This window comes from Nocardioides ultimimeridianus, assembly GCF_054777895.1.
Genome location: NZ_BAAHAB010000014.1, coordinates 1 through 20,958, shown reverse-complemented (window position 1 = coordinate 20,958; position 20,958 = coordinate 1). Strand labels below are relative to the sequence as shown.

At 71.5% G+C, this 20,958-nt stretch carries 20 protein-coding genes; 12 read left to right on the top strand and 8 right to left on the bottom strand.

What is annotated here, in order from left to right:
• Nucleotides 1–329 precede the first annotated feature (329 nt).
• The 3 genes from ACYU8V_RS15020 (at nucleotide 330) to ACYU8V_RS15010 (ending at nucleotide 2,764) form a co-directional block, all read left to right on the top strand.
• Nucleotides 330–1,535, top strand: a complete 1,206-nt coding sequence (locus tag ACYU8V_RS15020) for an HNH endonuclease signature motif containing protein (RefSeq protein ID WP_460848485.1) — start codon at nucleotides 330–332, stop codon at nucleotides 1,533–1,535.
• 68 nt (nucleotides 1,536–1,603) lie between these two features.
• Entirely contained in the window at nucleotides 1,604–1,879 is a 276-nt protein-coding gene (locus tag ACYU8V_RS15015) for a hypothetical protein (RefSeq protein WP_460848483.1), read from the top strand.
• A gap of 246 nt (nucleotides 1,880–2,125) precedes the next feature.
• Complete coding sequence (locus tag ACYU8V_RS15010; RefSeq protein ID WP_460848482.1) at nucleotides 2,126–2,764, top strand: transglutaminase-like domain-containing protein; 639 nt, start codon at nucleotides 2,126–2,128, stop codon at nucleotides 2,762–2,764.
• On the opposite strand, the gene ACYU8V_RS15005 is transcribed toward ACYU8V_RS15010, so the two are convergent.
• Genes ACYU8V_RS15005 through ACYU8V_RS14995 form a run of 3 tightly spaced genes read right to left on the bottom strand, consistent with a single transcriptional unit; the run spans nucleotide 2,712 to nucleotide 5,839 of the window.
• Entirely contained in the window at nucleotides 2,712–4,031 is a 1,320-nt protein-coding gene (locus tag ACYU8V_RS15005; protein ID WP_460848480.1) for a hypothetical protein, read from the bottom strand. The two genes, ACYU8V_RS15010 and ACYU8V_RS15005, sit on opposite strands and share 53 nt — an antisense overlap.
• Complete coding sequence (locus tag ACYU8V_RS15000; protein ID WP_460848545.1) at nucleotides 4,013–4,618, bottom strand: Maf family protein; 606 nt, start codon at nucleotides 4,616–4,618, stop codon at nucleotides 4,013–4,015. Before ACYU8V_RS15000 ends, ACYU8V_RS15005 begins: the two co-directional genes overlap by 19 nt.
• 18 nt (nucleotides 4,619–4,636) lie before the next feature.
• On the bottom strand, nucleotides 4,637–5,839 hold the full coding sequence (locus ACYU8V_RS14995) for an acyl-CoA dehydrogenase family protein (protein WP_460848479.1): 1,203 nt from the start codon (nucleotides 5,837–5,839) through the stop codon (nucleotides 4,637–4,639).
• Nucleotides 5,840–5,935: 96 nt separating this feature from the next.
• Between ACYU8V_RS14995 and ACYU8V_RS14990 the strand changes: the two genes are divergently transcribed.
• The 6 genes from ACYU8V_RS14990 to ACYU8V_RS14965 all read left to right on the top strand — a co-directional run bounded on the left by ACYU8V_RS14990 (nucleotide 5,936) and on the right by ACYU8V_RS14965 (nucleotide 11,608).
• Nucleotides 5,936–6,808: a hypothetical protein gene (locus ACYU8V_RS14990; protein ID WP_460848478.1), complete on the top strand. Its 873-nt coding sequence runs from the start codon at nucleotides 5,936–5,938 to the stop codon at nucleotides 6,806–6,808.
• 21 nt (nucleotides 6,809–6,829) lie between these two features.
• On the top strand, nucleotides 6,830–7,279 hold the full coding sequence (locus ACYU8V_RS14985) for a hypothetical protein (protein WP_460848477.1): 450 nt from the start codon (nucleotides 6,830–6,832) through the stop codon (nucleotides 7,277–7,279).
• 136 nt (nucleotides 7,280–7,415) lie between these two features.
• Complete coding sequence (locus ACYU8V_RS14980) at nucleotides 7,416–9,209, top strand: acetyl/propionyl/methylcrotonyl-CoA carboxylase subunit alpha (protein WP_460848476.1); 1,794 nt, start codon at nucleotides 7,416–7,418, stop codon at nucleotides 9,207–9,209.
• A gap of 85 nt (nucleotides 9,210–9,294) precedes the next feature.
• Nucleotides 9,295–9,780: a PH domain-containing protein gene (locus ACYU8V_RS14975; protein ID WP_460848474.1), complete on the top strand. Its 486-nt coding sequence runs from the start codon at nucleotides 9,295–9,297 to the stop codon at nucleotides 9,778–9,780.
• Nucleotides 9,777–11,204: a PH domain-containing protein gene (locus ACYU8V_RS14970; protein WP_460848472.1), complete on the top strand. Its 1,428-nt coding sequence runs from the start codon at nucleotides 9,777–9,779 to the stop codon at nucleotides 11,202–11,204. Before ACYU8V_RS14975 ends, ACYU8V_RS14970 begins: the two co-directional genes overlap by 4 nt.
• A gap of 5 nt (nucleotides 11,205–11,209) precedes the next feature.
• Nucleotides 11,210–11,608 carry a type II toxin-antitoxin system PemK/MazF family toxin gene (locus tag ACYU8V_RS14965; protein ID WP_460848470.1) on the top strand — a complete coding sequence of 133 codons (399 nt, stop codon included), beginning with the start codon at nucleotides 11,210–11,212 and terminating at the stop codon, nucleotides 11,606–11,608.
• Between the two features lies 1 nt (nucleotide 11,609).
• Here the strand turns inward: ACYU8V_RS14965 and ACYU8V_RS14960 are convergent, their stop codons facing one another.
• A complete protein-coding gene (locus ACYU8V_RS14960; protein ID WP_460848469.1) occupies nucleotides 11,610–12,809 on the bottom strand; it encodes a calcium-binding protein in 1,200 nt (399 codons plus the stop codon).
• A gap of 44 nt (nucleotides 12,810–12,853) precedes the next feature.
• Complete coding sequence (locus ACYU8V_RS14955; protein WP_460848467.1) at nucleotides 12,854–14,011, bottom strand: SpoIID/LytB domain-containing protein; 1,158 nt, start codon at nucleotides 14,009–14,011, stop codon at nucleotides 12,854–12,856.
• Nucleotides 14,012–14,103: 92 nt separating this feature from the next.
• On the opposite strand from ACYU8V_RS14955, the gene valS reads away from it, so the two are divergent.
• Both valS and ACYU8V_RS14945 read left to right on the top strand, forming a co-directional pair.
• Nucleotides 14,104–16,746 carry a valine--tRNA ligase gene (gene valS / locus ACYU8V_RS14950; RefSeq protein WP_460848466.1) on the top strand — a complete coding sequence of 881 codons (2,643 nt, stop codon included), beginning with the start codon at nucleotides 14,104–14,106 and terminating at the stop codon, nucleotides 16,744–16,746.
• 57 nt (nucleotides 16,747–16,803) lie between these two features.
• Entirely contained in the window at nucleotides 16,804–17,532 is a 729-nt protein-coding gene (locus ACYU8V_RS14945) for a hypothetical protein (protein ID WP_460848464.1), read from the top strand.
• Between the two features lie 464 nt (nucleotides 17,533–17,996).
• Here ACYU8V_RS14945 and clpX read toward each other — a convergent pair whose 3' ends face one another.
• From clpX to ACYU8V_RS14930, 3 genes are all read right to left on the bottom strand, one after another.
• Nucleotides 17,997–19,271, bottom strand: a complete 1,275-nt coding sequence (gene clpX, locus ACYU8V_RS14940) for an ATP-dependent Clp protease ATP-binding subunit ClpX (protein WP_460848463.1) — start codon at nucleotides 19,269–19,271, stop codon at nucleotides 17,997–17,999.
• Nucleotides 19,272–19,406: 135 nt separating this feature from the next.
• Entirely contained in the window at nucleotides 19,407–20,015 is a 609-nt protein-coding gene (locus tag ACYU8V_RS14935) for an ATP-dependent Clp protease proteolytic subunit (protein WP_460848462.1), read from the bottom strand.
• A gap of 5 nt (nucleotides 20,016–20,020) precedes the next feature.
• Nucleotides 20,021–20,626, bottom strand: coding sequence for an ATP-dependent Clp protease proteolytic subunit (locus ACYU8V_RS14930; protein ID WP_460848544.1), 606 nt, complete (start codon nucleotides 20,624–20,626; stop codon nucleotides 20,021–20,023).
• A gap of 140 nt (nucleotides 20,627–20,766) precedes the next feature.
• On the opposite strand from ACYU8V_RS14930, the gene ACYU8V_RS14925 reads away from it, so the two are divergent.
• Nucleotides 20,767–20,958 (top strand): zinc ribbon domain-containing protein (locus tag ACYU8V_RS14925; protein WP_460848460.1); only part of this gene is annotated, 192 nt, incomplete at its 3' end.

Here is a 20,958-nt window from a genome sequence, read left to right as displayed (position 1 = left end):
CCCGAGCCGCTAGGCGAGGGCGTATCGAAACCAACTCCCTCCTCCGGGGTCGGTCTGGGCGGCCGCACCTTAGCCGTGCGCCTCCCGCCGTCAAGGACGCTCACTTCGTTCGCGCCGCTGCGCGGCGGCCTTCGGCCGTCCTTGACTGCGGGGCCCTGGCGCACGGCTGGACGGCGCGACAACGGCACGGGCTCCGCCCGCGCCGCCGCTTCGCGGCCGCCCGAAAGATGTGCTCTGACCTGCGATTTCGTTCGATTTCGGGGTACCGAAAACGTTCGAACAGATGTATCATGGAAGGTAGTTGATCAGTCCGTCTCGGGGAGCATGTCATGGTCGCAGGAACGGTGTCTTTGCACCCGCTCCTCGCGTGCGCGCGGTCTCTTCAGAACGACCTCGCGGCAGTCGCGGACATGCCGGCCGACTACCTCCGCACCCGCGACAAAGCCGACTTGTTGACCGACCTGGCCAAGGTCAAGGCCCAGCTCGCCGAGCTGGAGCTCCGCGTCCTCGCCGCCTCCGGTGATGTTGCCGAGGAACACGGCTCGCGTGACGCCGGCTGCTGGCTCGCCCACACCACCCGCATCACCTCCTCCGCCGGCCGGGCCCAGCTCCGGCTGGCCGAGGAGCTCGAGCAGCACCCGCTCACCGCGGCCGCGATGCGCGAAGCGCGGGTGAACGAGGCCCAGGCGAGGGTCATCATCCGCGCTATCGACAAGCTCTCCGACGCCGTTGACGAGCCAGTCCGCCTGCAAGCAGAGCAGCACCTGATCGAGCTGGCCGCGATCTATGACCCGAAGGACCTTCAGGTGCTCGGCACCAAGATCCTTGAAGTCGTGGCACCCGAGGTCGCCGAAGCCGAGCTCGGCAAACAGCTCGAACGCGAGGAACAGGCCGCACGGGACGAGGTCGCCATCCGCATCCGCAAACGCGGCAACGGCATCACCCGCTGGATCTGCGACCTCCCCGACTCCGTCTCCGAACGAGCCCTCACCTACCTCGAAGCCCAAGACTCCCCCCGCGTCACCCAAACCCGATCCCGCAACAGGGGCGAGGTGTTCTGCCGACTCCTCGAACTGCTCGACCCCAACAGGCTCCCCGACCACGGAGGGGACGCGACCACCGTCATGGTCACCATCCCGTTCGAGGGCCTGCTGAGCGAGCTGGGGTCGGCGATGCTCGGCGATACCGTCATCTCCGCCTCGGAGGCCCGCCGGCTGGCGTGCACCGCGAAGATCATCCCCGTCGTCCTCGGCGGCACCTCTGAACCCCTCGACCTCGGCAGAGCCCGCCGACTGTTCCAACCGCCCCAACGCAAAGCCATGCGCCTGAGAGACCGCAGATGCCGCGCCGAGGGCTGCTCGATCCCCGCAGCCTGGTGCGAGGCCCATCATCTGAAGCCCTGGTCCGAGGGCGGGAGGACCGATCTCGCCGACGGCGTACTGCTCTGCTCCCACCATCACCACCGAGCCCACGACACCCGCTACGACATGGCCCAGCTCGCCACCGGCGACTACCGGTTCCACCGAAGGACGTAGGCCGGGACAGAGTCCCGATTCCCACCATTCCTGCCCGCGCTCCTCGAGGACCCTCCTACGGTCCCGCCATGTCCCCACGCATCGCAGCCGTCATCGCCGCGGCCACCGTCTCCGTCTCCCTCGTCTCCGTGTCCGGCCAGGCCGACGCCGCGACGTCGTACTCCTCCTGCACCAAGCTGGCCCACGTCTGGCCGCACGGCGTCGCCAAGTCGGCCGCCGCTGCGCAGCGCCAGGTCAACCAGGGCTACGGCCGCCCGGCCTCCGGCCCGCGTGCCCGTGCCGTCTACTGGGAGAACTACCGGAACCTCGACCGCGACCGCGACGGGACCGCCTGCGAGCGCTGAGCCGCCCTGGCCCCTAGTCCGTAGCACCGCGACACCCACCCCGGTGGCGGCCGCGAAGCGGCGGCGCGGGCGAAGCACGTGCCGTTGTCGCGCCGTCCAGCTCGTCGTCCGGGACCCGCGGTCAAGGAGGCCGAAGGCACCGCGCAGCGGCGCCGAAGGCGTCCTTGACGGCGGGTGACGACGAGCTAGGGTGCGGCCGCCCCACCGGCCCACAGCTGGGAGGCAAGCCGGCGTACTGTGCCAGCCGTGCCGTCGCCGTCCTTCCGCAGCCACTCCGATCCGGCGGCCTACCTGGCGGCCGACGACCTCATCGAGGCTGACCACCCCGATGTCCGCGCGCTCGCCGGCGACCTTCGTGCCCGGCACGGGCAGGACGAGGAGTTCGCTCGCGCGGCCTTCGACTGGGTGCGCGACAACGTCGCGCACTCCTTCGACGCCGGCGATCCGCGAGTGACCCTGGCGGCGAGCGAGGTGCTGCGCGAGCGCGTCGGCCTCTGCTATGCCAAGTCCGTCCTGGTCGCCGCGCTCCTGCGGAGCGAGGGCATCCCCGCCGGCCTCTGCTACCAGCGCGTCGGCAGCAGCGAGGACGGCTTCTTCCTCCACGGCCTCGTCGCGGTCCACCTCGGGTCCGCGTGGCACCGCCAGGATCCTCGGGGCAACCGACCCGGCATCGATGCCCGGTTCTCCATCACCGGAGAACGGCTCGCCTACGACATCGACGAGTCGGCGGGGCAGCGGGACTATCCCGAGATCTATGCGAGCGTCGTACCGGAGGTCGTCGCCGCCCTGAGCGGAGCGTCCGACGTGCTGACCGCTCGCCTGCCGACCGGACTCAGCGGTGTCGACCCCGGTACCGCTCCCGCCGGCGCCGCCGCACCTGGATGAGCAGGTCGATCAGGCCTCCGACGACCACGATCCCGCCGAGGACGGCCGCGATGGAGAGCCACGGGAACGACCGGTCCTCGCTGATGGCGGGGCGCGAGGCGGCTCCCGATCCCGACGACGGCGCGGGCCGATCGGTCAGCGAGCCGTCCACCAGACGCGAGTCGGCGACCGGCGCCGGCGCGCCCGCGACCTCGGTGTAGAGCGGCGCGGTGCTGTCGCCGGGGCGGATCTGCACGGTGAGGCGCACCGGCAGCGGAGCGGCCTTCGCGGCCGTGGGCACGTAGCTGACGGTGATGTAGTGGACGCCGGCCAGGTCGGCCCCGTTCACGGCCGGGTTGACCGACTCGCGGTTGAGGTAGGCGATCGTCTCGGTCATCACGCCCGTTCGGTAGGCCCGACGATCGCGGGTCGCGCCGAACGCCGGGTCGGTCCCGAGATCCCCGGTGTCGGCGGGATCGAGCAACGGCCCCAGCAGGTGCAGGCCGATCCCGGTGTCGGCCGGGTCGACCGAGGCCGGGAGCTGGGCGTCCAGCTGGACCCGGACCGTCTGACCCCAGTCGACGGGTACGGCGAGGAAGTCGTCCTGGCCCGGCCGGAGCGTGACGGCGTACGTGCCGTCGGTCAGCACGGGGGCGGCGTCGACGACGTGCGCCGGCCGCACGGCCGTGGCGAGCGCCGGCGACAGCTCGGTCCACTCCTCCGGGCTCGGCGTGGTGAGCAGCGAGAGGCTGCTGTCGCTGACCGGCGGCTCCTCGTAGATCCGCAGCTGTAGCGCGCGCCCCACGTCCTGACGATCGGTCGGGGCGCGGATCGTCAGGTAGAGCGTCGTGTCGGTCGCGCACGGGTGGTCGTCGACCGAGGTCCAGGTGGACGTGGCGGCGTACAGCACGGGCGCGCCCTCCCCCAGCGTCGGCCGGAACGCGACGGCCGAGCCGCAGTCGTCCCGGTCCGGCTCGGTCCCGACCTCCACGTCGAAGCCCTCACCGATCGAGCCTCCCCGCCCGACCAGCTGGGCGCCGACGTGCAGCGTGGTGCCGGGCCGCGCCCGCTCGATCCGGAGGTACGTCGGATGCGCGGCCATCCTCGTCACGAAGCGGCCGGTGCCGACCTGCGGCGCCTGCCGCGGAGCCGTCGCCGCGGCGACCACCTCGCCGGCCAACGCGGTCGTCGGCGCGTGCGGAGCGGCCGCGACCGGCGCGACCGCACCCGCCAGCGCCAGCCCGAGAGAGACGACCGCGATCAGGCCGATCAGGCGTGGTCCGCCCACAGGGCCGTCCATTCGTGTCCCAGCCGGCGCACCAGGTCGCGCAGCAACGGCAGGCTCACCCCGACCACGTTGTGGTGGTCACCCTCGATCCGGGTGACGAAGCCGCCGCCGAGTCCGTCGACGGTGAACGCACCGGCGACGTACAGGGGCTCACGCGTGGCGACGTACGCCGTGATCTCCGCATCGGTCACGTCCGCGAAGTGCACCGTCGTGGACGCGGTCGCGGCGACCGTGGTGCCCGTCGCGGTGTCGGTCAGGCAGTGCCCGGTCCGCAGTACGCCGCTGCGGCCGCGCATCGCCTGCCAGCGCGCCACCGCCTCCGTCGCGTCGGCGGGCTTGCCGAGCGCCGCGCCGTCGAGCTCGAGCACCGAGTCGCACCCGAGCACCAATGCCCCCGCGGGCACCTCCGCACGGCCGGCGACCGCCTCGCACTTGAGCTCGGCGAGCCGGAGCGCGAGGTCCTCCGGAGGCAGCCCGTCGACCTGGTCCTCGTCGACCCCGGACACGATGACCGCGGGGTCGAGGCCGGCGTTGCGCAGGGTGGTCAGGCGCGCCGGGGAGGCCGACGCCAGGACGAACGGTGTCACGGTGGGCACACGCGCACGCTACTCGACGGGCAGGCCGAGTCCCCGCGCGATCAGCATCCGCTGGACCTCCGAGGTGCCCTCCCCGATCTCCAGGATCTTGGCGTCGCGGTAGAAGCGCGCCACGGCGTACTCCTCCATGAAGCCGTAGCCGCCGAACACCTGGGTGGCGATGCGCGTGGCGTCCATGGCGGCCTCGGAGGTGAACAGCTTCGCGACCGACGCGGCCTGCTTGAAGTCCTTGACCGAGGGGCCGCGGCCGCCCAGCATGGCGTCCTTCATCGCGGCCGCGCGGTAGGTGAGCATCCGCGAAGCGTGCAGCTTGACCTCCAGGTCGGCGATCTGGAACGCGACACCCTGCTTGCGTCCGATCGGCCCGCCCATCGTCTGCCGCTCGAGCGCGTAGGTGACGCACAGGTCGACGCAGGCCTGGATGAGGCCGACCGCGAGCGCGGCGATGGCGACCCGCCCGTCGTCGAGCGTGGCCAGGAACTGCGCGTACCCGCGGCCCCGCTCCCCCAGCAGGTTGCCCGCGGGGACGTGACAGTCGACGAAGGTGAGCGGGTGGGTGTCGGAGATGTGCCACCCGAGCTTCTCGTACGCCGGCTCCGCGGTGAACCCGGGCGTCCCCGTCGGGATCACGATCGTGGAGATCTCGGCGCTGCCGTTGTCGCGGACGCCGGTGCGCGCCGTGACGGTGACCAGCTTGGTGATCGAGGAGCCGGAGTTGGTGATGAACTGCTTGGCGCCGTTGACGACCCAGTCCCCGCTGGCGGGGTCGGTCTCGGCCTTGGTCCGGGTCGCGCCGGCGTCCGAGCCCGCGCCCGGCTCGGTGAGCCCGAAGCCCGCGAGCATCTGCCCGCTGACCAGGTCGGGCAGCCACTCGGCCCGCTGCGCGTCGGTTCCGTAGGTGAGGATCGGGTTGATGCCGAGACCGACGCCCGCCTCCAGGGTGATGCCCATCGACTGGTCGACACGGCCGAGCTCCTCGATGGCCAGGCACAGGGAGGTGAACGGGCCGTCCTCGGGATCGATCCCGGCGCCGCCGTACTCCTCCGGCGCGGTGAGCCCGAACAGGCCCAGGTCGCCCATCTTCTGCACGACGTCGGTCGGGAAGTGGTGCGCCTTGTCCCACTCGGCGACGTGCGGTGCAATCTCCGCCTCGGCGAAGCTGCGGACCGTACGCCGGAACTCCTCGTGCTCACGCGACAGCTCAAAGCTCATGGGCTGCATGCTAGCCCCGCAGGTTAATGATTGTTAACCCCACGGCGGATCGAATTCCCGGTTACCCTCAGGGCTCATCTCCGGAAGGTCCTCGCCATGCATCTGCGCCGCATCCCGCTCGCCGCCCTCGCCGTGACGAGCGCGCTGGCCCTCGCCGGCTGCGGCACGAACACCTCCATGGGCGCGAGGGGAGACATCCCGGCAGGCCCGGCGACATCGGCGGCGACCTCGTCGGCACCGGCGACGACACCAGGGCCGTCCTCGATCCTCACCAAGGCCCAGGCCGCGAACGCGGTCATCTCGCTGGCCGACCTGGGCAGCGGCTTCAAGGTCGATCACGACAAGAGCGACGGAAGCTCGGACCTCGGCTGTCTCGACGACATCGACAAGCTGCTGAAGCAGGAGGGCGCCGGTGACGACCACAGCACGGCGGCCACCGAGCGCGAGGCGCAGTACAAGGCCGCGACGCAGATCAGCATGCCGTTCGTCCTGAGCTCGGTCGACAGCGAGCGCTCCACGACCCAGATCCAGCTCGGCTTCTCCCAGATCGAGAGGGCCCTCCGAACATGTCGGCGCGTGGACACCACCGATGACAGCGGCGCCCACCTGCAGCTCGCCGTCACCACCGATCGGAGCGTCAGCAACGGCGCGGACGACCAGCTGAACCTGTCCGCGACGGGCCGGATGTCCCTGCCGGGGCCGAACGGCCAGACCATCACCGTGCCGTTCTACCTCCGCGTGGACTTCGCGCAGGTGGGCAACAACCTCGCCATGGTCGGCTACGGGTCGATGGTGCCGCGCTCCGAGGGAGACCAGGACGCGGAGGGACTCACCGAGTTCGCCGTCGCGCGCCTGAAGGCCGTGGCGACCGGTACGACGGTGCCCACAGCGCCCGACTTCGGGCTCCGCACGATCACCATCGCCGACCTGCTCAAGGGACTCTCGGGCGGCGGCACCAGTCCGGTCTGACCCCGGCGCTACCCTCGGGGCGTGTTCAAGATCCTGCTCGCCCTGCACCTGCTCACCGCGATCTTCGCGATCGGCCCCCTCGTCGGCGCGGCGACCACGGCGTCCCGTGGCCTGCGCAAGGCCGATGCCGGCGCGACCGAGTCGGCGGCTCGCACGCTCACCATCTACGGCTACGCGTCGATCGCGGTCGTGGTGTTCGGCATGGGAGTGATGTCGTCGAAGTCGCCGTACACGCACCAGACCGTCGCCGACATGGGCGACCTGTGGATCTGGCTCTCCCTGCTCCTGTGGGTGGCATCCCTCGGCCTGCTCTTCGCCGTCACCATCCCGGCGCTGAAGAAGGCCACCGTCGCGATCGGCGCCGGCGGTGCCGCCGAGGCCCTGACCGGCAAGGTGGCCGCGTCCGGCGGGATCATCGGGCTCATCTACGCGGTCGTCGTCTTCCTGATGGTGTACCGCCCCGGTTCCTGATCGGCCGGCACGGCCGCTGTGATGCGGCCCACTGCCGGATAACTGACCAGTAACGGAGACACGGCGCGGTCCCGGAACCGGTGCGTCCTAGACTGCCCAGCGGTCCGCAAGGACTTGAGACGACGAGGAGAGTTGCGTGCCCGAGATCAAGCCGTTGCAGAAGGTGCTCATCGCGAACCGTGGTGAGATCGCCGTCCGAGTGATCCGTGCGGCCAAGGACGCCGGCATCAAGTCGGTGGCCGTGTACGCCGAGCCCGACCGCGACGCCCTGTTCGTCCGGCTGGCCGACGAGGCGTACTCCCTCAACGGCTCGACGCCTGCCGACTCCTACCTGGTGATCGAGAAGATCATCGACGTGGCCAAGCAGTCCGGCGCCGACTCGGTCCACCCCGGCTACGGCTTCCTCGCCGAGAACGCCAACTTCGCCCAGGCCGTCATCGACGCCGGGCTGATCTGGATCGGCCCCTCCCCCGAGGCGATCGACGGCCTCGGCGACAAGGCCAAGGCCAAGCAGATCGCGCTCGCCGCCGGCGCCCCGCTCGCCCCCGGCCTCAAGGACGCGGTCAAGGACGCCGACGAGATCGTCGCCTTCGCCAAGGAGCACGGCCTGCCGGTCGCCATCAAGGCGGTCTTCGGCGGCGGCGGTCGCGGCCTCAAGGTCGCGCGCACCCTGGAGGAGATCCCCGAGCTCTACGAGTCGGCCACCCGCGAGGCCATCAGCGCCTTCGGCCGCGGCGAGTGCCTGGTCGAGAAGTTCCTCGACAAGCCGCGCCACGTCGAGACCCAGTGCCTGGCCGACCAGTACGGCAACGTCGTCGTGGTCTCCACCCGCGACTGCTCGCTGCAGCGCCGCCACCAGAAGCTGGTCGAGGAGGCGCCCGCGCCGTTCCTCACCGACGAGCAGAACGCCCGCCTCTACGAGTCGTCCAAGGCCATCCTCAAGGAGGCCAAGTACGTCGGCGCCGGCACGTGCGAGTTCCTCGTCGCCGCCGACGGCACCATCTCCTTCCTCGAGGTCAACACCCGCCTCCAGGTCGAGCACTGTGTCTCCGAGGAGGTCACCGGCATCGACCTGGTCCGCGAGATGTTCCGGATCGCCGCCGGCGAGGAGCTCGGCTACGACGACCCCGAGATCCGCGGCCACTCCATCGAGTTCCGGATCAACGCCGAGGACGGCGGCAACAACTTCATGCCCGCCCCCGGCACGCTGACCAAGTGGAACCCGCCGCAGGGCCCGGGCATCCGCGTCGACGGCGGCTACGAGAACGGCGAGACGATCCCGGGCGCGTTCGACTCCCTGATCGCCAAGCTGATCGTCACCGGCCGCGACCGCACCCAGGCCATCGAGCGCTCGCGGCGCGCGATCGCGGAGTTCGAGGTCGACGGCATGCCGACCGCGCTCACCTTCGACGAGGTCATCGTCAACGACCCCGCGTGGGTCGGCGCCTCCAACCCGACCGGCGAGGGCTCCTTCGACGTCTACACCACGTGGATCGAGACCGACTTCAACAACACCATCACCCCGTACGCCGGCGCGGCCGGTGAGCCGGCCGAGGAGGCCGGAGAGCGGCAGACCGTCGTCGTCGAGGTCGGCGGCAAGCGGGTCGAGGTCGTCCTGCCCGCCGGCGTCGGCGCCCTCGGCGGCGGTGTCGCGGCCGGGCCGAAGAAGCCGGCCCGCAAGGCCGGCAAGAAGGCCGGCGCGGCCGCGTCGGGCGACTCGGTCACCAGCCCGATGCAGGGCACCATCGTCAAGGTCGCCGTCGAGGAGGGCCAGCAGGTCGCCGAGGGCGACGTCGTGGTCGTCATGGAGGCCATGAAGATGGAGCAGCCGCTCAAGGCCCACAAGGCCGGCGTCGTGACCGGCCTCAAGGCCGAGGTCGGCGCCACCGTGAGCAACGGCGAGGTCATCTGCGAGCTCAAGGACGCCTGAGCCACCAGCGCACCCGAGGGGCGCTCCGTCGTACGACGGGGCGCCCCTCGGCCGTTGTCGCACGTTGCTTGTCTAGTGTCGGGACGTGAGCCCCGACCTTCGCGACCCCGCCCACCGGGTCAGCCCCCGAGCGCGGACGCTGTGGCATGTGGAGGGCGCGATCGCGGCCGTCGTGGTCGCCGTGGCCGTGGCCGTGGCGGTGGCGATCTGGCTCGACCACCCGTGGGGGTGGGCGATCGTCGCGGGGGTGGTGCTGCTCGGTGTGGCCCAGGCGATCGGCGTGCCGGTGTGGCGCTACCGGGTCCACCGCTGGGAGGTCTCCGCGACGGCCGTCTACACCCAGCGCGGGTGGTGGGCGCGTGAGCGTCGCATCGCCCCCATGTCGCGGGTGCAGACCGTCGACCTGGCCCAGGGGCCGCTGGCCCGGCTGTTCGGCCTGAGCACGGTCACGGTGACCACCGCCTCGGCCGCCGGGGCGCTCCGGATCGAGGGGCTCGACCGGGAGGTGGCACTGCGCCTGGTCGATGAGCTGACCCGCAAGGCCGACCTGGTCGAGGGCGACGCCACGTGACCGACTGGCAGCGGCTGGACCCGCGGATGCTCCTGGTGCACCCGATCAAGGAGGTCGTCCGGTTCCTCCCGGTGCTGTTCGGCATCGTCGTGGCCGGCGAGCTGACCGACGGCCCGTGGGGCCTGATCGGCGTCGGCGTACCGGTCGCGCTCGGTGTGGTGCGCTACCTGACGACCACGTACCGGATCACCGCCGGGCGGGTCGAGCTGCGGCACGGCCTGCTGCAGCGGCACTCCCTGTCGACCCCGCTGGACCGGGTGCGCACCGTCGACCTCACCGCCTCGCCGATCCACCGGATCCTGGGGCTGGCGACCCTCGTCATCGGCACCGGCAGCGCGACGAAGGACGACGACGACCGGATCACGCTCGACTCGCTGCCGCGCGCCGACGCCGCCCGGCTGCGGACCCGGCTGCTCGGCTCCGCCGCATCGAACGAGGACACGACCGCCGCACAGCACGCGACGGTCGTGGCCAGCTTCTCGGCCCACTGGCTCTGGTACGCGCCCTTCACCGGCACCGTGCTGGTCGCGGCCGCCGCCGTGATCAGCGCGAGTGGGCCCTTCCTCAGCTCGGTGCACCTGCACCTCAGCAGCGACGACGTCGCGTTCCTGTCGCCTGCGGTCGTCGTGGCGCTGGTCCTGGCGGGCGTGCTGATCGTCCTGCCCGCCCTGTTCGTGGCGGGCTACCTGGTCACCAACGGCGGGTTCCTGCTGTCGCGCGAGGGCGGCGCGTGGCACATCAGCCGGGGCCTGCTGACCCACCACGAGACCAGCATCGACGAGGCCCGTCTCGCCGGCGTGTGTCTCGGCGAGGCCGCCGCGCTGCGCGCCGCGCGTGGCCGACGGCTCCGGGCGATCGTGACCGGCCTGGGCGGGCGGAACCAGAGCGGCTCCACGGTCCTCATGCCGCCGACCCCCCGGCGTACCACCCTGGCGGCCGCGGCGGCCGTCCTCGGCTCCGAGGTCCCGCTCACCGGCGCCCTGCGCCCGCACGGGCGCCGGGCGGCCACCCGGCGCTACACCCGGGCGCTCCTGGGAGCCGCGCCGGTCGTGCTCGGCATCGTCGTCGCGATCGCGGGCGGCGCGCCCCTCGCCCTCGGCGCCGTCGCCGTCGTGGTCATGGCCGCCGCCCTCCTCCTGGCCGCCGACCGGGCGCGCGGCCTGGGCCACGCCCACCTCGCCGGGCACGTGGTGATGCGGTCCGGGTCGATCGCCCGCCACCGGTCGATCCTCGGCGACGGCCACATCATCGGCTGGACCCTGCGCGCGACCTGGTTCCAGCGCCGGGGCGACCTCGTCACCGTCACCGCGACGACCGCCGGCGGCGACGGCCGGATCGAGGTGTACGACGTCCCCACGGCCGACGCCGTCGCGCTCGCCCGCGCGGCCACTCCCGGCCTGCTCGACGAGTTCCTGGCAGGCTGAGTCCCGTGAGCATCCCGGACGGCAGCTACGCACCGCACCCCGATGGCCGCCCGGACCCGGGCGAGGTCTGCTGGGGCTGGGTGCCGTACGAGGACGACCCGACCCGGGGCAAGGACCGTCCGGTGCTGGTGATCGGCTCGGAGACCGCTCCGGACGGCAGCACCCTCCTGCACTGCCTGGTGCTGACCAGCAAGGACCACGACCGCGACGCCGCCCAGGAGGCCCGTGCCGGGCGGTTCTGGATGGACGTCGGCACCGGCGCCTGGGACCCGCAGCACCGGGCCAGCGAGGTCCGGCTCAACCGCCTGGTCGCGCTCCGCGCCGATGCGGTACGCCGGGAGGGCGCCGCGCTCCCCCGCGACGTCTACGAGGCGGTCCTGGCCGCGCGGGCGCCGTACGCCTGACTCAGGCCTCGCAGCGCCGCTTGATCTCGGTGCCGCAGATGTCGGCGCCGCCGCCACCGTCGCCGAGGTCGCGCCCGGCCCCGCCGAGCAGCAGGTCGTTCCCGCCGCGGCCGAGCAGCGTGTCGGCGCCCGCACCGCCGTCGAGGTAGTCCGGCTTGGCGGTGCCGGCGATCCAGTCCGCGTGCGCGGTCCCGTGGACCACGGTGATCTGGTGGACGCCGATCGCGTGGGTGCCGAAGCTCGCGGTCCCGGCGGCGAGGTCGACCCGCACCGCGACCTTCAGCCCGCGGAAGGAGAGCTGGTTGATGTCGTCGCCGCCGTAGACCTGGCCGGTCGACTTCTGCGAGCGCACGCCGAAGGTGTCCACACCGGCATCGCCGTACGCCGTCGCGCCTCCGGACGCCAGCTGGACCAGGTCGCGCCCGCCGTTGCCGTGCACGACCGCTCCGCGGCCGGCGGTGATGCTGTCGTCGCCGGCGCCGCCGGTCCCGGTGCCGCCGAAGACCCACAGCGCGTCGTCGCCGGCCCCGCCGGTGATCGTGGCGCCGCGTCCGGTCAGCACGTCGTTGCCGCCTCCGCCGGTCAGCACGTCGGCCCCGCCGCCGCCGCTGAACCAGTCCGCCTCGTCGCCGCCGGTCATCGTGTCGGCGTACGGGCTGCCCACGACCCGCTCCACACCGCGGTAGACATCGGTGCCGTCGCCGGTCACCGTCCGGGTCGCGCCGTCGACGCTCACCGCGCTCGGCGAGAGCACGTAGCTCAGCAGGTCGGTGCCGCTGCCCCCGTAGAAGTGCTCGTCGCCAGCCGCGTCCGCGAGGGTGTCGTTGCCCTTGCCGCCGATGATGCTGTCCGGCCCGCCGTGGCCGTTGAGCGCGTCGCGGTCGGCGCCTCCGTCGAGGACGTCGCGGTAGCCGGTCTGCGCGCTGCCGATCAGCCGATCCCTGCCGCTCCCGCCGCAGACCAGGTCACCGACGGCAGTACCTCCGAGGAGGTTCGTGGCCAGGTGGCCGTGGAAGACGTCGTTGCCGCCGCCGAGCACGTAGACGCCGGGCGTGGAGGTGCCGTTGACCACGTCGCGGCCGGCCGTGCCGACGTACGTCGCCGGCTTGCCGTGGCAGTACGGCGTGGCCGCGTGGGCCGGCGAGGTGACCACCGCGGCGAGCGCGGGGGCGGCGAGCAGCAGTGCGATCTGGGGGCGCATGTCCCGTCAACGATCTCCTCGGCCCGACGTCACCCGCCGATGCGTCACACCTGGTGGAACAGGGTGGACTTCAGGCCCATCATCGACCGGAACGCCTCGCCCGAGACGGTCTTCGACGTGGTGCTGCCGACGATCTGCAGCGAGGTCACGCGCCCGCCCCAGGCGCCGTTGCCGTCACGCGAGACCACGACGAGGCGCTGGAAGGTGCCGATGTCGACGCCGTACCAGCTCTGGACCGCCGCCTGGATCGCCGTGGCCTGCAGCGTGGCGCTCCACCCGTAGCTGTCGTAGGTGTCCGGGTGCGCCTGCAGGTAGGGGACGCCGTCGACGGCCACGGAGTAGCCGCCGTTGCTCGCCGAGAACTGGGTGAACGCCGGCTTCCCGCCATAGGTGAGCACCTGGCCGGCGGTCGCCTTGATCGCCGCGTCCGACGCGGGGTGCTCGGCCGAGGCGCCGGCGTACACCTGGCAGTGCGAGGTGTCGCAGATCTGGTAGTCGGGGTTCGTGCTGCTCGCGCGCTCGTACGCCGCGTAGGTGCGCGCCGCGACGGCCTGCGACCGGACCGCGGCCGGCTTCCACAGCGCCGGCATCTCCTGCGGCACGACCCCGCGCAGGTAGGTCTCCAGCGACACGACGTTGACCGTGGAGCGGGTCGCGCCGCCGGCCGACCGCAGCACCCCGCGGTAGGTGCGCGATCCGCCCGGGTAGTAGAGCCGCATCGGCGCGCCGCCGGCCGCGAACTGGGCCGTGCCGACGACCGTGCGGACCGTCTGCCAAGTGGAGGTGAGCACCATCAGCCGGGTGTCGGCGCCGCCGTGGACCGGGACCAGCTTCCAGCGGCGGGCACCGGAGCGCTTCAGGCTCCAGGTCCGCTGCGAGGTCAGCGCCTTCAGGGTGAGCCCGGTCCGGTTCGCGACCACGAGGTCCGCGGTGGTGTCCTCGGTGATCCACACCGCCACGCCGCCGGTGGCCCTGCCCCAGGACGTGCCCGGGTAGTAGAAGCCCATGATCTGCCGGGTGGTCATCCCCGCGGCGGCTCGGCCCTGGGCGCCGTACTGCGACATCCCGTGGCCGTGACCGTAGCCACGACCCTGCAGGCTGACCGACGTCGGCCCGGTCGCGGCGTACGCCGAGGGGGCTGCCAGCGCGCCACCGAGGGCGGTCACGAGGGTCAGGGCGAGGGCGATCAGGGTCCGACGCATCCACCGAGGTTAACCAGACCGGGCAATCACGATCCGCCGCCGATCCGGTGCGGATTCAGCGCGGACGGCCGGTGACCCTAGGATTTGTGCCCATGAGCGACACCCAGGAGACCCCGGCACCGGAGACCACGGCGGCGAGCAGCCCGACCGTGACGGTACCCGAGAAGCCGGCCCTGGAGGGCCTGGAGGAGAAGTGGGCGGCGCGCTGGAAGGCCGACGCGACGTACCGCTTCGACCGGACCCAGCCGCGCGAGAACGTCTACGCCATCGACACTCCCCCGCCGACGGTCTCCGGCTCGCTGCACGTGGGCCACGTCTTCTCCTACACCCACCCCGACCTGATCGCCCGCTACCAGCGGATGAACGGCAGGTCGGTGTTCTTCCCGATCGGCTGGGACGACAACGGCCTGCCCACCGAGCGCCGGGTGCAGAACTACTTCGGCGTGCGCTGCGATCCCTCGCTGCCCTACGACGCCTCCTTCGAGCCGCCGCAGAACCCGGACCCGAAGAAGCAGGTCCCGATCTCGCGGCCGAACTTCATCGAGCTGTGCAACCAGCTGGTGGTCGAGGACGAGAAGGTCTTCGAGTCGCTGTGGCGCACCCTCGGCATGTCCTACGACTGGGACCTGCAGTACACGACGATCGGCACCAAGGCCCAGGCCGTGTCGCAGCGTGCCTTCCTGCGCAACCTCTCCCGCGGCGAGGCCTACCTGCAGGAGGCGCCGACCCTGTGGGACGTCACCTTCCAGACCGCGGTCGCGCAGGCCGAGCTCGAGGCGAAGTCCTACCCCGGCGCGTACCACCGGGTCGGCTACCACCGCCCCGACGGCTCCAAGGTGTACGTCGAGACGACGCGACCCGAGCTGATCCCGAGCGCCGTGGCGCTGATCGCCCACCCCGACGACGAGCGCTACCAGCCGCTGTTCGGCACGACCGTCGCCTCGCCGGTGTTCGGCGTGGAGATCCCCGTCCTCCCCCACCCGGCCGCCGAGATGGACAAGGGCGCCGGCATCGCGATGTGCTGCACCTTCGGTGACCTCACCGACGTGCAGTGGTGGCGCGAGCTGCAGCTGCCGGTCCGCACCGTCATCGGGCGCGACGGCCGCTTCCTGCGCGACACCCCGGAGTGGCTGGCCTCCGAGGCCGCCGCGGCGGCGTACGAGGACCTCAAGGGGCTCACCGTGCACTCCGCCCGGGAGGCCGTGGTCGCCAAGCTCCGCGAGAGCGGCGACCTGGACGGCGAGCCCAAGCCGACCGAGCGGATGGCGAACTTCTACGAGCGCGGCGACAAGCCGCTGGAGATCGTCTCGACCCGACAGTGGTACATCCGCAACGGCGGCCGTGACGCCGACCTGCGCGACGCCCTGCTCGCTGACGGCCGCTCGATCACCTGGCTGCCCGACCACATGCACCACCGCTACGACAACTGGGTGGGCGGCCTCAACGGCGACTGGTTGATCAGCCGCCAGCGCTACTTCGGCATCCCCTTCCCGGTCTGGTACCCCCTCGACGCCGAGGGCGAGCCGGACTACAGCCGGCTGCTGCTCCCGACCGAGGACCAGCTGCCCGTCGACCCCTCGACGGCCGCCCCGGCCGGCTACACCGAGGAGCAGCGCGGCAAGCCGGGCGGGTTCATCGGCGACCCGGACGTCATGGACACCTGGGCGACGTCGTCGCTCACCCCGCAGATCGCGGGCGGCTGGGGCCACGACGACGAGCTCTTCGAGCGCGTCTTCCCGATGGACCTGTGCACCCAGGGCCACGACATCATCCGCACCTGGCTGTTCAGCCGGGTCGTCCGCTCCCACCTGGAGAACGGCGCGGTCCCGTGGTCGCACGCCATGCTCTCGGGCTGGATCCTGGACCCGGACCGCAAGAAGATGTCGAAGTCCAAGGGCAACGTGGTCGTCCCGACCGAGATCCTCGACAAGTTCGGCGCCGACGCGGTCCGGTGGCGTGCCGCGATGGCCCGCCCCGGTCTGGACTCGCCCTTCGACGAGACCCAGATGAAGGTCGGCCGCCGGCTGGCCATGAAGGTCCTCAACGCGTCCAACTTCGTGCTCGGCCGGGTCGGTGCCTCGACGTACTCCCCCGCGACGATCAGCGAGCCGGTCGACGTCGCGCTGATCGGCCGCCTGGCAGGCGTGATCCGCCGCGCGACCGACGCGTTCGAGGCCTACGACTACACCACCGCGCTCGAGGTCACCGAGAAGTTCTTCTGGGAGTTCTGCGACGACTACGTCGAGCTGGTCAAGGAGCGCGCGTACGACGCCGACGGCGGCCTCGCCTCGGATTCCGCCCGCGCGACGCTGGCCTTCGCCCTCCAGGTCCAGCTGCGGCTGCTCGCGCCGTTCCTGCCCTACGTCACCGAGGAGGTCTGGTCCTGGTGGCAGCCGGGGTCGGTCCACCTCGCCGCCTGGCCGACGACCACCGAGCTCGGCTCCGCCGCGGCCGCCGACGGCCACGCGATCGACGCGGTCGCCGCCGCGCTGTCGGGCATCCGCGGCGCCAAGTCGCAGGCGAAGGTCAAGATGCGTGCCCCGCTGGCCAAGGTCGAGATCACCGGCCCCGCCAAGCTGGTCAAGGACGCCGAGGCCGCCGCGAGCGACCTGGGTCGCGCCGGCAACGTGGTCGGCGACCTGGTCTTCACGGTCGCCGTGGACGCCACCGAGCTCACCGTCACCGCCGAGATCGCCCCGGAGGACGCACCCGCGGACGCCCCTGCCGAGGGCTGATCCTTACCTTCGCCGGATCCGCCTCCGGGCGGCCCGGCGAGGCCCTACCGTCGGCGCATGAGCACACCGTGGAGGTTCCCCACGGCCGCGACTGCGGTCGTGCTGCTGAGCGCCGGGCTGGCGACCGCGCCCGCCCATGCGACGACGGTCGAGCCGAGCAGTCCCACGACGGCGTACGTCTCCGTCGTCGTGGACGGGCCGATCGCCGTCGCAGGCGATCCCTACTGGATGAGCGGCGGGTTGCAGACCACGACCCAGCCGCCGTCCGGGATACCCGATGAGCCGTTGCAGGTCCAGGTGATGCCCGCCGCCGAGACGGCCTACCGAACCGTGGCGACGCTGACCACCGACTCCGGCGGCTACGTCTCCGGGTCGCCGTTCCACCCGCGCTACAGCTTCAGCTACCAGTTCTTCTTCCCCGGCGACGCCACCCACCTGCCGTCGACGAGCCAGGAGGTCCAGGTCCCGGTCGGCCCGCGGGTGAGCCTGTGGCTGACCTCGCGCGACGTTCCGCGCGGCGGCCGGGTCATCGCGCACGGCCGCACCGGCCCTCACCGCGTCGGCCGGCTGGTCAGCCTCTACCAGGGGCAGACCGCCCGCGGCGGCTACGTCCCGAACCTGCCCACGCCGGTGCTGCTGGCCACCGGCCGCGTCGACGCCGACGGTCGGTACCGCCTCGTCGGACGGGCCCGCTGGACGGGCACCCGGCGGGTGTACGTCGAGGTCGCCGGCGGTGGCCTGAACGCGACGGGCTGGTCGCCGTACCGCTGGGTCACCACCCACTGACGGGCCAGGCGTCGATGAGCGGCGACACGCTCGCGCCTACGAGCGTCTTGCCGCCAGACCAAGGCGGGACCTACGCACTCGCGCCTACGAGCGTCTTGCCGCCAGACCAAGGCTGGACCTACGCGAGACAACCGCGCGCGCGGCAGCGCGGCGCCGCCGGCGCCGGTTGCCGAGCACGGTCGACACGGGAGCGTAGGGAGCGCCAGCGACCGGAGCGAGCGGGTCGCCCGGGTGAGGCAAGGCGCCGATCAGCGGCGACGCACTCGCGCCTACGAGCGTCTTGCCGCCAGACCAAGGCTGGACCTACGCGAGCCAACCGCGCGCGCGGCAGCGCGGCGCCGCCGGCGCGGGTTGCCGAGCCTGGGTGACGAGGCGACGGAGGGAGCGAGGAACGAGCGACCGGAGGAGCCGAGGCAACCAGGTGAGGCGAGGCGCCGATCAGCGGCGACGCGCTCGCGCAGAAATCACGCCGACTTCTTCTTGGGCTTGCGGAGGACCAGCGTGGGCTCGGCCTCCTCGTCGACGACCTCGCGGGTCACGATGACCTTCTCCACGTCGCCGCGGGAGGGCACGTCGTACATCGAGTAGAGCAGGGTCTCCTCGATGATGGCGCGCAGGCCTCGGGCACCGGTCTTGCGCTCCAGCGCCTTGTCGGCGATCGCGTCGATGGCCTCGTCGCTGAACTCGAGCTCGACGCCGTCGAGCTCGAAGAGCTTCTGGTACTGCTTCACGAGGGCGTTGCGCGGCTCGGTCAGGATCTGGACCAGCGCGGCGCGGTCCAGCTTGTTGACGCTGGCGATCATCGGGAGCCGGCCGATGAACTCGGGGATCAGGCCGAACTTGGTGAGGTCCTCGGGACGCACGTGGGACAGCAGGTCCTCGGCGTCCTTCTCGGCCTGGCCGTGGACCTCGGCGGTGAAGCCGAGGGTCTTCTTGCCGACCCGCTGCTCGATGATGTGCTCCAGGCCGGCGAAGGCGCCGCCGACCACGAACAGGATGTTCGTGGTGTCGATCTGGATGAACTCCTGGTGCGGGTGCTTGCGGCCACCCTGCGGCGGCACCGAGGCGGTGGTGCCCTCGATGATCTTCAGCAGGGCCTGCTGCACGCCCTCACCGGACACGTCGCGCGTGATCGAGGGGTTCTCGGCCTTGCGGGCCACCTTGTCGATCTCGTCGATGTAGATGATGCCGGTCTCGGCCTTCTTGACGTCGTAGTCGGCGGCCTGGATCAGCTTGAGCAGGATGTTCTCGACGTCCTCGCCGACGTAGCCGGCCTCGGTCAGCGCCGTGGCGTCGGCGATCGCGAACGGGACGTTGAGCATCCGGGCCAGGGTCTGGGCGAGGTAGGTCTTGCCGCAGCCGGTGGGCCCGATGACGAGGATGTTGGACTTGGCGACCTCGACGACCTCGTCCTTGGAGTGCTTGCCGCTGACCGGCGAGACACCCGCCTGCACCCGCTTGTAGTGGTTGTAGACCGCGACCGCGAGGGTCTTCTTCGCCTGCTCCTGCCCGATGACGTAGGAGTTGAGGAACTCGAAGATCTCCTTCGGCTTCGGCAGCTCGGCGAGCTCGACGTCGGTGCCCTCGGCGAGCTCCTCCTCGATGATCTCGTTGCAGAGATCGATGCACTCGTCGCAGATGTAGACGCCGGGGCCGGCAATCAGCTTCTTGACCTGCTTCTGGCTCTTTCCGCAGAAAGAGCACTTGAGCAGGTCGCCTCCGTCACCGATGCGAGCCACGGGCGGTCCTCCTTGGGTGTGAACTCCCCGACGGTACCCCGTGCCGCCCCCGCTGGGGAGCGTGACACGGGAGTACGTCGAGACGCTCGTTCGTGTTCTGATCGGCCGGTCGGGGACCGGCTTGTGGAGTTCTGGTCAGGTGAGTGCGGGGGTCTGCTTGAGCGACTCGAGGATCGAGTCGATCAGGCCGTACTCGACCGCCTGCTGCGAGGTCAGGATCTTGTCCCGCTCGATGTCGCGGCTGACCTCCTCGACCGACTTGCCGGAGTGGTCGCTGATCATCCGCTCGAGCAGCTCGCGCATCCGCAGGATCTCGTTGGCCTGGATCTCGATGTCGGAGGTCTGGCCGAAGGTGCCCTCGGTGTAGGGCTGGTGGATCAGGATCCGGCTGTTGGGCAGTGCGAGCCGCTTGCCGTGGGTGCCGGCCGCGAGCAGGATCGCCGCCGCGGAGGCCGCCTGGCCGATGCACACGGTCTGCACGTCCGGCTTGATGAACTGGATCGTGTCGTAGATCGCGGTCAGCGCGGTGAAGGACCCACCGGGGCTGTTGATGTAGATGCTGATGTCCTGGTCGGGGTTCATCGACTGCAGGCACAGCAGCTGGGCGATGACGGCGTTGGCGACGTCGTCGGAGATGGGGGTGCCGAGGTAGATGATCCGGTCCTCGAACAGCTTGGCGTAGGGGTCGATCCGGCGGAAGCCGTACGACGTACGCTCCTCCCACTGCGGGATGTAGTAGTTCATCGTCCTCAGTCCTTCTTGTGGGCCGGGCGGCCCTCGCTGGTGGCTTCCTTGGCGCTGGCGATGACCTTGTCGACCAGGCCGTACTCGAGCGCCTCCTGGGCGGTGAACCAGCGGTCGCGATCGGCGTCGTCGGTGACCTGCTGCACGCTCTGGCCGGTGTGGTCGGCGATGAGCTCGAGCAGCACCTTCTTGATGTGCAGCGACTGCTGGGCCTGGATCTTGATGTCCGAGGCCGAGCCGCCCATGCCGGAGGACGGCTGGTGCATCATGATCCGCGCGTGCGGCAGCGCGTAGCGCTTGCCCTTGGCGCCGGCGCACAGCAGGAACTGGCCCATCGACGCGGCCAGGCCCATGCCGACCGTCGCGACGTCGTTGGGGATGTAGTTCATGGTGTCGTAGATCGCCATGCCGGCGTCGACGGAGCCACCCGGGCTGTTGATGTGCAGGAAGATGTCGGCCTCGGGGTCCTCGGCCGAGAGCAGCAGCAGCTGGGCGCAGATCGCGTTGGCGTTCTGGTCGCGCACCTCGGAGCCGAGGAACACGATCCGCTCGCGCAGCAGCCGGCTGTAGATGTTGTCGTCGAGGAAGCTCATGCCCGCCGCCCCATTCATCTGGGGTGCGGTGGTCTCGGGATTCAGGCTCACGGAGGCGAGGCTAGCCCTCGAACCGGCCCGAGCCACGCGTTCTCGGCCTCTGTTCGCCGACAGCAGATTCTCCGCACGGTCCCGGTCCTGCCCTAGGGTCGGCGGTCATGCGCTACTGCGTGCACTGCGGTGCACCCCTCGATGTCGGCCAGCGGTTCTGCAGCAGCTGCGGCCGGGCCGCCGAGCCCGTCACGCCCCCGGCCGCGCAGACGGCCCCGGCGCCGGCGTACGCCGCTCCCCCGCCGCCCTCCCCGACGGTCGGGACGGCGTGGCCCTCCGGGCCGCCGCTGCCCCCGCTG